The sequence below is a fragment of the Amycolatopsis sp. NPDC004625 genome (genome assembly GCF_040609695.1).
In the GTDB taxonomy this organism is placed as follows: Bacteria; Actinomycetota; Actinomycetes; order Mycobacteriales; family Pseudonocardiaceae; genus Amycolatopsis.
Genome location: NZ_JBEXKX010000069.1, coordinates 1 through 13043 on the forward strand (window position 1 = coordinate 1; position 13043 = coordinate 13043).

4 protein-coding genes are annotated in these 13043 nt (G+C 75.1%); all 4 read left to right on the forward strand.

Annotation, left to right across the window (positions count from 1 at the left end; genetic code table 11):
• Positions 1–2988: SDR family NAD(P)-dependent oxidoreductase (locus ABZW17_RS42315; RefSeq protein ID WP_354827234.1), on the forward strand; the 2988-nt coding region annotated here is incomplete at its 5' end.
• Positions 2989–2996: 8 nt separating this feature from the next.
• Positions 2997–11882 carry an SDR family NAD(P)-dependent oxidoreductase gene (locus ABZW17_RS42320; RefSeq protein ID WP_354827236.1) on the forward strand — a complete coding sequence of 2962 codons (8886 nt, stop codon included), beginning with the start codon at positions 2997–2999 and terminating at the stop codon, positions 11880–11882.
• 33 nt (positions 11883–11915) lie between these two features.
• The gene (locus ABZW17_RS42325) at positions 11916–12758 is read left to right on the forward strand and encodes a 3-hydroxyacyl-CoA dehydrogenase NAD-binding domain-containing protein (protein WP_354827238.1); all 843 of its coding nucleotides are present in this window, start codon (positions 11916–11918) and stop codon (positions 12756–12758) included.
• 33 nt (positions 12759–12791) lie between these two features.
• Positions 12792–13043 carry an acyl carrier protein gene (locus ABZW17_RS42330; protein ID WP_354827241.1) on the forward strand — a complete coding sequence of 84 codons (252 nt, stop codon included), beginning with the start codon at positions 12792–12794 and terminating at the stop codon, positions 13041–13043.

A 13043-nucleotide genomic window follows, 5' to 3' on the forward strand; every position in this document is an offset into this window, starting at 1 on the left:
GGTGAGGAGGGTTCTAACCCTCCTCACCACTCACGACCGGTCGCCGAGCTGGTCCCGGTTTCGGCCGCGTCGGAAGGCGCGCTGAGCGCGCAGCTCACAAGGCTCGGCGAGAGCGCGACCGTGACCCTGGCCGATCTCGCGCACACCCTTCGCGAAGGGCGGGCCCACCTCGACCACCGCCGGGCCGTCGTCGCCACCAGCGTCGAAGACGCCGCGCGGCAGCTGGCCGCCGCCGCGCAGGGCCCTGGCGTGCACCGCAAGCCCGGTACTCCGAAGGTCGCCTTCCTGCTCCCCGGTGTCGGGGACCAGTACCGCGGCATGGCCACGCAGCTCTACCGCGACGAGCCCGTCTTCGCCCGCGCCGTCGACGACTGCTGCACCATCGCCGCCGACCGGTGCGGGGTCGACCTGAAAGCCGCCTTCTTCGCGGAGCCGCGGACGATCGAGGCGTCGTTCTTCGGCGCGGCCCAGGAAGACGAACTCCTCGACCGCGCCGAGGTCGCCCACCCGCTCCTCTTCACCGTCGAGTACGCCCTCGCCCGGCTGCTCGCCGACCGCGGGGTCACGCCCGGCCTGCTCGTCGGCTACAGCCTCGGCGAGTACGTCGCCGCCTGCCTCGCCGGGGTCTTCACCCTCGCCGACGCCCTCCACGTCGTCACCGGGCGGGCCCGGCTGATCGGGCGCGCGCCGGCCGGGCGGATGCTCGCCGTCGCCGCCGCTGCCGACCAGGTCGCCGAAGCCGTCCGCGACACGAAGGTCGACGTCGCCGCGCTCAACGGCCCGCAGATGACCGTCCTCAGTGGATCGCCCGAAGCCGTCGAAACCGCGGCCGCGCAGCTCAAAGCGGCCGGGCTCGCCGCGCGGACCCTGCGTTCGGCCCACCCGTTCCACTCCAGCCTGCTCGAACCCGCCCGCGCCGAACTCGCCGAGCTGGTCGCCGCCGTCCCCCGGCAGGCGCCGCGGATCCCCGTCGTCTCGAACGCGACCGGGACCGTCCTCACCGACGCCGAGGCGATCGACCCGCAGTACTGGGCCGGTCACCTGTGCCGGCCCGTCCGGTTCGCCGACGGCGTCCGGCACTGCGCCGGCCAGGACGTCGACGCCTACGTCGAGCTCGGTCCGGGCCAGACGCTCGGTGGCCTGGTCCGCCAGAACCTCCCCGACGCCCGGCCCGCCGTGCTCGGCACCCTGCCCGCGCCCTGGCCCGTCGAGAACCGCCCGGCCGAAGGCACCGCGCTGCTGGAAACCCTCGCCCGCCTGTGGGAACTCGGCGTCGCCATCACGCCCGGGCCCAACGGCGGCCGGACCGTGTCCCTGCCCGGCTACCCCTTCCAGCGCACGAAGTTCTGGCCCCAGGCCACCCGCACCCAGGCCGAGCCGGTGGCCGACGCGGGCCGCCTCTACACCCCGGTGTGGCGCCTCGACCCCACCCACCCCACGACGACCCCGCAGGGCTCGCTGATCACGACGAACGCCGAGCTCGCCGAGCTGGCCGCGCAGGCGGGGATGACCGTCGGCACCGACCCGGAGACGCTGCCCCAGCCGCTGCACGTGGTCCACGACGGCGGGTTCGACGCCCTCCTCCGGACCGTCCAGGCCCTCGACGGCCACGACGTCCGGCTGCTCACCGTCACCACCGGCGCCGCCGAGATCACCGGCGGCGACCTCACCGACCCCGACGCCGCCGGCGTGCACGGCCTCGGCCGCGGCGTCCGCGCCGAGTACCCGGGCCTGCGGTGGCGCGGCGTCGACCTCGAACCCGGCGCACCGGCCACGCACCTGCTCGAGGAGCTGGCCCGGCCGTGGACCGGCGACGCCGCCACGGAACCGGTGCTCGCGGGCTGGCGCGGCGGCCGCCGCCGGCTGCAGGAGTACACCGAGCTCACCCTCGACGACGTCACCCCGGACTGGGGCGGCACGCACGTGGTCACCGGCGGCACCCGCGGCCTCGGCATGATCGTGGCCCGGCACCTCGCCCGCCACGGCGCCCGCCGGCTCGCCCTGATCAGCCGCACCGGCGAGGCCGACGCAACCGACCTCGCGCAGCTGCGACCAGCCGAAGTCCTGGTGCTCAAAGCCGACGCCGGCGACCCGGAGCAGCTGAGCACCGCCCTGGCCGAAGCCAAGGCGAAGTTCGGCGAATTCGACTCGATCGTGCACGCCGCCGGCCTGCCGGGCGGCGGGCTCGCCCAGCGCCGCACCGCCGAGGACATGCACCGCACGCTCGCCCCGAAGGTCCACGCGGTCCGCCCGCTCCTGGCCGCCCGGCCGCGGCGGCTGGTCCTGTTCTCCTCGATCGTCACGGTCGTCGGTGGCCTCGGCGAAGCCGACTACTGCGCGGCCAACAGCGTCCTCGACGCCCACGGCGCCGCACTGTCCACGGCGGACACCCAGGTGGTCACCGTCGCGTGGGGACACTGGCAGCACGACTCCTGGGCCGACGAGGCCACCGGTGAGGCGCGCCTCGCCTACCGCCGCCGCTACGGCTTCACCGCCGAAGCCGGCTGCGCGCTCCTCGACACCCTGGCCGGCAACGGCGTCCGCGGCACGGTCGTGGCCCTGCGCCAGGACCTGCCGACGGCCCGCCGCGAGCTCGCTGCGCTCAACGACCTCGGCGAGCTGCTCGAAGCCGCGCCGGCGCCGAAATCGCGCTACCCGCGGCCGCCGCTGCGGACCGAGTACGCCGCCCCGCGCGGCGAGCTCGAGACCGACATCGCCGGCGTCTGGGGCGAGTTCCTCGGCATCGACGCGGTCGGCGTGCACGACCCGTTCTTCGACCTCGGCGGCAACTCGCTGGTCGGCATGGCCATGGTGGCGGCGCTGGAGAAGCGCCTCGGCCGCAAGATCGCGCCCGCCGTCCTCTTCGGCCACCCCACCGTGGCCGCCTTCGCCGCCGCCCTGACCGACACCGACGCTCCCGCCCCGCGGGCGGCCACCACCGGATCCGCGCGGGGCCAGCGCCGCCGCCTGGCCGGCACCCGGAAATGAGGGACACCGTGACCGACAGCAGCATCTCCCCCACGGACATCGCCGTGGTCGGCATGGCCGGCCGCTTCCCGGGCGCCGACGACGTCGGCGCGCTGTGGGAGACCGTCCGCGCCGGGCGCTCCGGCATCACCCGCTTCACCGACGAAGAGCTCCTGGCCGCGGGCGTTCCCGCCGACCGGCTCGGCGACCCGGCCTACGTCAAGGCGGGCGCCGTCGTGCGCGGGGTCGAGGACTTCGACGCGGGGTTCTTCGGCATCAACCCGAAGGAAGCCCAGATCCTCGACCCGCAGCACCGGCTGTTCCTGGAGCACAGCCAGCACGCGCTGGAGGACGCGGCCTGCGACCCGGCGCGGTTCGACGGCGCGATCGGCGTGTTCGCCGGCTGCGCGTGGAGCACCTACCTGACCCACAACCTCACCCCGGCCAACGCGGCCGGCGAGATGGGCGAGATCGCCATCGCCCTCGGCAACGACAAGGACACCCTGGCCACCCGGGTCTCGCACACCCTCGGCCTGTCCGGGCCCGCGTTCAGCATCCAGAGCGCCTGCTCGACGTCGCTGGTCGCGGTGTGCGTGGCGGCGAGCAGCCTGGCGAACTTCGAATGCGACGTCGCACTGGCCGGTGGCGTGTCGATCGGTGTCCCGCACCGCGTCGGCTACCTCTACCAGCAGGGCGGCATCGCGCCGCCGGACGGCGAGTGCCGCGCGTTCGACGCCGCGGGCCTGGGCGCCCCGCTCGGCGGCGGCGTCGGCGTGGTCGCGCTGCGCCGCCTGGAAGACGCGCTCGCCGACGGCGACCGGGTGTACGCGGTGCTGCGCGGCTGGGCGGTCAACAACGACGCCGGCCGGAAGGTCGGCTTCACCGCACCCGGCGTCGAAGGCCAGGCCACGGTGATCGCCGAGGCGCTGGCCGCGGCCGGGCTGGAGCCCGCGGACATCGGGTACGTCGAGGCGCACGGCACCGGCACCGCGCTCGGCGACGCCGCCGAAATCGCCGCGCTGCAGCAGGTCTTCGCGGGCCGGTCGGTGCGGATCGGCTCGGTGAAGACCAACGTCGGGCACCTCGACCGCGCCGCCGGCGTGACGAACCTGATCAAGGCCGCCCTTTCCCTGCACCACGAAGAGATCCCGCCGACGCGCAACCTCGGCACCCCGAACCCGCAGCTCACCGCGGGCGGCGCCGAGCTGACCGTGGTCACCGAGCGCACGCCGTGGCCGCGCACCGGTACCCCGCGCCGCGCCGGCGTCAGCGCGTTCGGCATCGGCGGCACGAACGCCCACGTCGTGCTGGAAGAGGCGCCGCTGCCCGTTCCCACCGAGGAAGCCGGGCCGGAGCTGCTCGTGTGGTCAGCCCGCTCGGCTGCCGCCGCCGACGCGGCCACCGCGAACCTGGCCGCCCACCTCGAAAACTCCGGCGACGCGCTCGCCGACGTCGCCCACACGCTCCAAAGTGGACGGACGACGTTCGGGCACCGGCGGGTGCTGGTCGCCGGCTCGGCGTCGGAGGCGGCGCGGTCGCTCCGCGAAGGAGCCGTGTCGGCGTCGAGCGACGCCGGCACCGGCCGCCGCGTCGGGTTCCTCATCGCGGGCACCGGCGAGCAGTACCCGGGCCTGGCCGCCGAGCTGTACCGGACGGCGCCGGTGTTCCGGGCGGAGCTGGACCGCTGCCGCGCGCTGCTGGACACCGACGTCCTGGCCGGGATGCTCGGCGAGCGCGAGACCTCGGGCGGCCTGGCCGCGCTGCTGGGCCGCGCCGGCGGCACGGACCGCGCGGGCGACCGCACCGACGTGCTGCACCCCGCGCTGTTCGCCGTCGAATACGCGCTGGCGCAGCTCGTGCGCTCGTGGGGCGTCGAGCCGAGCGTTCTCGTCGGCTACAGCCTCGGCGAGTACGTGGCCGCCTGCCTGGCCGGGGTGCTCTCGCTCGAGGACGCGCTGAAGCTCGTGGCGCACCGGGCGAAGCTGATCGCCGCGCTGCCGGGCGGGGCGATGGCGGCCGTGCCGCTGCCCGCCGACGACGTGCGCGCCCGCATCGCGGGCACGGACCTCGACATCGCGGCGCTGAACGGGCCGCAGCTGACCGTCGTGTCCGGTACGCCGGAGGCCATCGCCGCCTTCCGGGCGTCGCTGGGTGACGTGCCGTGCCGGCCCCTGGCCACCACGCACGCCTTCCACTCCCGGCAGCTCGCCGGCCTGCGCGACGAGCTGACCGCGTGGGTCGCCGCGAACGTCACGCTGAACGCGCCCGCGATCCCCTACGTCTCCAACGTGACCGGCGAGCTGGTCACCGCGGCGCCCGATCCGGCCTACTGGGCCGAGCACATGTGCGCTCCCGTCCGGTTCGACGACGCGCTGGCCACCCTGCTGGCCGACGAGGACACCGTGCTGCTGGAGCTCGGCCCGGGCCGCTCGCTCGGCGCGATGGTCCGCGGGCACCGGGCGTGCCCGCCGAAGCGCTGGGCCTCGGTCGTCCCGACGCTGCCCGGCGCCGACGACCCGGTGCCGGCGTCCACGGCGCTGGCCGAGGCGGCCGGACGGCTGTGGCTGGCCGGCGTCGACCTCGACTGGACCGGCGTCCGCGGTGGCCGCGGGGCCCGGCGGGTCGGCCTGCCCGGCTACCCGTTCCAGCGCGAGCGCTACTGGATCGACGCGCCCGGCACCGCCACCCCGGAGGTCCCGCGGCTCGCGGCCGAACCCGACGAGCACGTCCGGCTGCTGACGCCGTCGTGGCGACCCGAGCCGGCGCCCGCGGCCGGGACGACGGGCCGGGTGGCGATCCTGCCGGACGGCGGCGGGGTCGCCGCGGCGCTCGCCGCGCTCCTCGGTGACCTGGCCGACCCGGCCGAGGCCGACACCATCGTCGACCTGTCGGTGCTCGACCTCGACGACGACGTGGCCGCGGTGCACACGGTGTCGCGCACCCTCGCCGCCGCGGCGGGCGACGGGTCACGGGCGGTGCGGGTGGTGGTCGCCACCCGCACCGGGCAGGCGGCCGGACCCGGCCGGGTGCGCCCGGCGCAAGCGGCCGTGGCCGTGCTGCCGGTGGTCGCGAACCAGGAGTACCTGAACCTCGACGCGGGGACCGTCGACCTCGACGCAGCCCACGGCCCCGCCGAAGCCGCGGCCGTCCTGGCCGCGGAGGTGCGCTCCGCCGGTACGCCGCTCGTGGCCTACCGCGGCGACCAGCGGCTCGTCCCCGACCACCGCCCCGCCGAACCCGCGGGCGCCCCGGCGATCCGGGCCGGCGGCAGCTACCTCATCACCGGCGGCCTCGGCGGCGTCGGGCTCACCGTGGCCGAGCACCTGGTCACCCGAGGCGCGCGCCGGCTGGTCCTGGCCAGCCGCAGCGGGGGCAGCGACGCGGCCGTGGCCCGGCTGCGCGCGCTGGGCGCCGACGTGCACGCCCCTCGCGTGGACGTCGGCGACCCGGCCGCGGTGCGGGCCCTGCTCGCGGAGCACCGCTTCGACGGCATCGTCCACGCTGCCGCCGACTCCGACCCGGCGGGGTTCCGGCCGCTGTCCGAACTGGACACGGCGGGGATCGCCCGGCACTTCGCCGCCAAGGTCGGCGGCGCCCGGGTGCTGGCCGTGGCCCTCGACGAGCTGCCGACCGTCGACCGTCCGGAGTGGACACTGCTGTTCTCGTCCACCTCGGCCCTGCTCGGCGGGGTCACGTTCGGCAGCTACGCCGCCGCCAACGCCGCCCTGCTCGCCGAGGCCCACGGCCGTCCCGGCTGGGTCGCCGCCGCCTGGGACACCTGGCCGGGCACGCTGGAACGCCTCGACGGCCGGCTCGGCGCGTCCATGGCCCGGCACGCCATGACCCGCGCGCAGGCCCTGACGGCCTTCGACCACCTCACCGCCCACGCCGGCCCGGCCGTGATCGTCGCCGCCGGCGGGCTCGGCGAACGGCTTCCCGGCGCCCGGACGGTCGCGCCGACGACGGCCGACCGCTTCCCGCGGCCCGAGCTGCCGCAGCCCTACACCCCGCCGATGACGGCGACCGAACGCGGCCTCGCCGAGGTCTGGTCGTCCGTGCTGGGCGTCGAGCCGGTCGGCACCCGGGACAACTTCTTCGACCTCAACGGCAACTCGCTGCTCGCCCTGCAGATGCTCGCGCTGGTCAAGGAGCGCTTCGGGGTCGCCATCCCGACGGTCACGCTGTTCGAGCTGCCGACCGTGCAGGCGCTCGCCGCCACCCTCGACGAGCAGGCCCCCGCGAAAGCCGTGGCTCCGGCCGCACCGGTCGTCGTGGCGGACCCGGACGACGACGAGCTCGACCGGCACATCGCCATCGTCGGCATGGCCGGCCGGTTCCCCGGCGCGGGCACGGTCGACGAGTTCTGGCGCAACCTCTGCGACGGCGTCGAGTCGATCACCTTCTTCAGCCCCGACGAGCTCATCGCCGCCGGGGTCGACCCGGCGCAGGTCCGCGACCCGGCGTACGTGCCGGCGCGGCCGGTGCTCGACGACGTCACCGGGTTCGACGCCGCCTTCTTCGGCCTCAGCCCGCGGATGGCGGCGCTGACCGACCCGCAGCAGCGGCTGTTCCTGGAGGTCTGCTGGGAAGCCCTGGAGGGGGCCGGGTACGCGAAGCCCGGCGAACGCGGCCGGGTCGGCGTGTTCGGCGGCTGCAACCTCTCGACGTACCTGCTGGGCATCGCCGGGCAGTTCACCTCCGACGCCGACGCCAGCATCTACGAGCTGGTCATGGGCAACGACAAGGACGCGCTCACCACCACCGTGTCCTACCTGTTCGACCTGCGCGGCCCGAGCATGGCGGTGCAGACGTTCTGCTCGACGTCGCTGGTCGCGGTGCACACGGCGATGCGCAGCCTGCGGGCGGGCGACTGCGAGATGGCGCTGGCCGGCGGGGTTTCGGTCCGCGTCCCGGACCGGATCGGGCACCTGCACTCCCCCGGCGGCCAGGAGTCGCCGGACGGGCACGTGCGGACCTTCGACGCCCAGGCGCACGGCAGCATGTTCGGCGACGGCGCCACCGTCGTCGTGCTCAAGAAGCTCGGCGCGGCCCTGCGCGACGGCGACCACATCTGGTCGGTGATCCGCGGCTCGGCGATGAACAACGACGGCGCCCTCAAGGTCGGCTACACCGCGCCGAGCGTCGGCGGGCAGTCGCGGGTGATCGCGGACGCCATGGCCGACGCGCGGGTCGCGGCCGAGGACGTCGGGTACGTCGAGGCCCACGGCACCGCGACCGAGCTGGGCGACCCGATCGAGGTCGCCGCGCTCACCCGCGCGTTCGGGGACACCGCCGAGAAGCAGTACTGCGCGCTGGGGTCGGTGAAGCCGAACGTCGGGCACCTCGACCGCGCCGCGGGCACGGCGGGGCTGATCAAGGCGTCGCTGGTGGTCCGCGAGGGCCTGATCCCGCCGACGCTGCACTACACCGCGCCGAACCCGGAGATCGACTTCGCGCACAGCCCGTTCCGGGTGGCCGCCGAACTCGCGCCGTGGACCACCGACGGCGGCCGGCCCCGGATCGCCGGGCTCAACTCGCTGGGCATGGGAGGCACCAACGTGCACGTCGTCGTCGAACAGCCGCCCGACCGGCCCGCGCCGCCCCCCGGCGACCCGGACACCGAACGCCGGTACCAGGTGCTGCCGGTCTCGGCCCGCACGGCGGACGCGGCCGACGCGGCGGCCCGGCGCCTCGGCGAGCACCTCGCCGGCACCCCGGACGCGCGCCTGGCCGACGTCGCCTTCACGCTCCAGGAGGGGCGCAAGACGTTCGAGCACCGGCGGGCTGCCGTCGCGTCCGATGTGGACGGTGCGGTCACCGCGCTGGGTGCCCCCGCGACCCGGGTCGAGCCGGTGCAGGGCCGGCCGGTGGCGTTCCTCTTCGCCGGTGTCGGGGAGCAGTACCCCGGTCTGGTCGGCGAGCTGTACCGGCGCGAGCCGGTGTTCCGCGCCCACCTCGACGACTGCCTCGGGCACCTCGACGGTGACCTCGTCACCGGGGCCCGCGGCGGCGGGCCGAGCCTGGCCGCGCTGCTGGGCCGCGGCGGCGACGAGGACCCGCGCGCCGAGCGGCTGCAGCAGACGGAACTGGCGCAGCCGCTGATGTTCGCCGTGGACTACGCCCTGGCCCGGACGCTGATGGACTGGGGGCTGCGGCCCGCGGCCATGCTCGGCTACAGCCTGGGCGAGTACGTCGCCGCCTGCCTGGCCGGGGTGCTCTCCCTCGAGGACGCCCTGGCGCTGGTCGCCAAGCGCGCCGAGCTGATCGCCGCGCTGCCCGGCGGGGCGATGGCCGCGGTGCCGCTGTCGGCCACCGGCCTGGAGACGCGGTTCGACCTCACGGGGATCGACATCGCCGCGGTCAACGGCCCGGAGCTGGTCGTGGTGGCCGGGGAGACCGCCGCGGTCGACCGGCTCGCGCAGGACCTGCGGGCCGCCGACGTGCCGTGCCGTCCGCTGCGCACCAGCCACGCGTTCCACTCGCGGATGCTGGCTCCCGCCGCGGCCGAACTCACCGCCTGGATCGCCGCGAACGTCACGCTCAACGCGCCCGAGCTGCCTTACCTGTCCGACGTCACCGGCGCCCAGGCGACCGCCGACCTGGTCACCGACCCCGGGTACTGGGCGAGGCACATGTGCGAGACCGTCCGGTTCGCCGACGCGGCCACCGAACTGCTGGCCGACGAGCACCTGGCCGTGGTCGAGATCGGCCCCGGCCCCTCGCTCGGCGCGCTGCTGCGCGGCCTCAGCCCGGCGACGCGCTGGCCGCTGATCACCGCCACCCTGCCCGCCGCGGACGACCCGCGGCCGGCCGACGAGGTGCTCACCGACGGCCTCGCCCGGCTGTGGCTGCTCGGCGCGGACCTGGACTGGTCCGCCTACCACGGCCGCGGCACGGCGACGCCGGTCTACCGCGGCACCGCCCCGGGCCGGGTGCCGCTGCCGACGTACCCCTTCCAGCGGCAGCGCTACTGGATCGAGGCGAAGCCGGCCGGCGGGACCACCCGGATCGAGACCCCCGCGGACGGGCCGCTGGAGGAGTTCGACCGGATCCCGCTGCTGCCCGAGGAGCAGTGGATCAACCTGCCCACCTGGCGGCAGACCTCGGCCGCGCCCGCCGCGCCGCAGGCCGCGTCCTGGCTGGTGTTCGCCCGCGCCGGCCGGGCCGAGGACGTCCTCGACGGGATCCGCCGCACCGGCGACCCGGTGACCGTGGTCCGGCCGGGCGCGGGGTACCGGCCGGGCCCGGACGCCACTGTCCGCCCTGGCGACGTCGGCGACCTGCTGGCCCTGCTGCGCGACCTCAAGCGCGGCGGCACCCGCCTGGATCGCGTCGTCCACCTGTGGAACCTCGACGACGACTCCTTGCTGCTCGGCCTGCACACGCTCGTGGCGCTGGCCCGCGCGGCCGGTGAGCTGGGCCTCGGCGGCTGGTCGCTCGACCTGGCCGCCTCCGGCACCCAGCGCGTCCTGCACGACGGCGAGCTGCGGCCCGACGCGGCCACCCTCGTCGGGCCCAACCTCGTGATCCCGATGGAGTACCCGGGTGTCCGGACGAGACTGATCGACGTCGACGCGGCCGCCGGTGCCGCCGCGGTGGTCGCCGAGCTGCACCGCCCGGCGCCGGGCCGGACCGTCGCGCTGCGCGGGTCGCGGCGCTGGCTGCCCGGCTACGAGGTCCTGGCGCCGCAGCCGATCGAGCGGGCGAAGGACGTGCTGCGCGAGGGCGGCGTCTACCTGATCACCGGCGGCCTCGGCGGGATCGGGCTGGCGATGGCCGAACGGCTGGCCCGGGACAGCCACGCGAAACTGGTGCTGTTCGGCCGCCGCGGCCTGCCGCCGCGCGAGCGCTGGGCCGGGATCGCCGACGGCACCGACGAGGTGCCCGCCACGATCCGCGACCGCGTCCACCGCGTGCGGGAGATCGAGGCCCTCGGCGGCGCCGTGGCGGTCGTCGAAGGGGACGTCGCCGAGGACGCCGACGTGCGGCGCGCGGTCGCTGTCGCCGTCCAGGAGTTCGGGGCGCTGCACGGCATCCTGCACACCGCGGGCGTGCCGGGCACCGGGCTGATGCAGTTCAAGCAGCCCGGTGACGCCGACCAGGTCCTCGCGCCGAAGCTGCCCGGCGCGCGGGCGCTCAGCGCGGCCACCGACGGCCTGGACCTCGACTTCGTCGCGCTGTTCTCCTCGATCACCTCGGTCACCGGCGGTGGCCCGGGCCAGGTCGACTACTGCGCCGGCAACGCGTGGCTCGACGCCTACGCCGCGTCCCACGGCGGCCGCACGGTGTCGATCTCGTGGGGCGAGTGGACCTGGAACGCCTGGGACGAAGGGCTTTCCGGCTACGAGGAGGACATCCAGACCTACTTCCGCGAGCACCGCGCGAAGTTCGGCATCGACTTCGAACAGGGCTGGCGCACGCTGCTGCGGGCACTGGCCTCGGGCGAACCGCACGTCGTGGTGTCCACACAGGACCTGCCCGCGGTCACGGCCGTGGCCGCCCGGTTCAGCGTCGACGCCGTCACCTCGGCCGCACACGGCGGCTCGACAGCGGACCGGCACCCGCGTCCCGAGCTCGTCACGCCGTTCCAGGAGCCCGAGGGCGACGCCGAGCGTGCGGTGGCCGAGGCGTGGTGCGAGGCGCTGCGCCTGGACCGGGTCGGCGCGTCCGACAACTTCTTCGAGCTCGGCGGCACGTCCCTGCTCGGCATCTCGCTGCTGGCGACGCTGCGCACGGCGTTCCCGGACGCCGAGCTGCCGCCGCACATCATCCACGAGGCCCCGACCGTCGCCGCGCTCGCGAAGATCGCCGCCGGTGACGCCGGGACCCCCGAACCCGCACCCGACACCCAGGCGCAGGGACAGCTGCGCCGCTCCGGCATCAAAGCCGCGGCCGCCCGACGGCGCCGGGCCTGAACGACAACTCGCACAGCAGAAAGGGACACAGTCATGGCAGTCACGGGAGTGGTGGGCGCCGGCGTCATGGGCATCGGCGTCGCCCAGGACTTCGCCGCCGCCGGCCACGATGTCGTGCTCGTCGACAAGGACGAGCGGATCCTCGAGCAGGCGCGGGCCGAGATCACGCGCAACTGCCGGCTCAGCCGGCTGATGGGCGGCCCCGCGCTCGACGCGGACGAGATCCTCGCCCGGATCACCACCGCGGTCGGGCTGGCCGCGCTGGACAAGACCGAGATCCTCGTCGAGAACGTCACCGAGGACTGGGACATCAAGGCCGCGGTGCACGCCGAGCTCGACGAGGTCTGCGGCCCCGACACGGTCATCATCGCCAACACCTCGGCCGTGCCGATCACGCGCATCGCGTCGGTCGGGAAGAACCCGGGCCGCGTCATCGGCGTGCACTTCATGAACCCGGTGCCGCAGAAGCCGGTCGTCGAGCTGATCCCCGGCTTCCACACCACGCCGGAGACCATCCTGCGCACCCGCGAGCTGCTGACCAGCATCGGCAAGCGCTGGGTCGACGTGAAGGACGCGTCGGGCTTCGTGTCCAACCGCGTCCTCATGCTGACCGTCAACGAGGCCGCCTACCTGGTGCACGAGGGCGTCGCCACGGCAGAGTCGGTCGACGAGGTGTTCCGCGGCTGCTTCGGCCACCCGATGGGCCCGCTGCAGACCGCCGACCTGATCGGCGTCGACACGATCCTCTACAGCGTCGAGGTGCTTTACGAGCACTACGCCGACTCCAAGTACCGCCCCTGCCCGCTGCTCAAGCAGATGACCGACGCCGGCCTGCACGGCCGCAAGACCGGCCGCGGCTTCTACACCTACAGCTGACCCCTGTTTCGAGACGCAGAAGGAGAAACCACCATGTCCGAGACCACCGGCGACATCCTCGCCTTCATCACCGGCCGCTTCCCCCAGGCGGAGATCACCGAGACCGAGGACATCTTCTCCCTCGGCTACATCAACTCCCTGTTCGCCATGGAGCTGGTGATGCACCTGGAGAAGACGTTCGCCGTCACCATCCCCAACGAGGAACTGCGGATCGACAACTTCCGCACCGCGTCGGCGATGACCGAGCTGGTCGGCCGCCTGCGCCCGGCCGCGACGGTGGGCTGA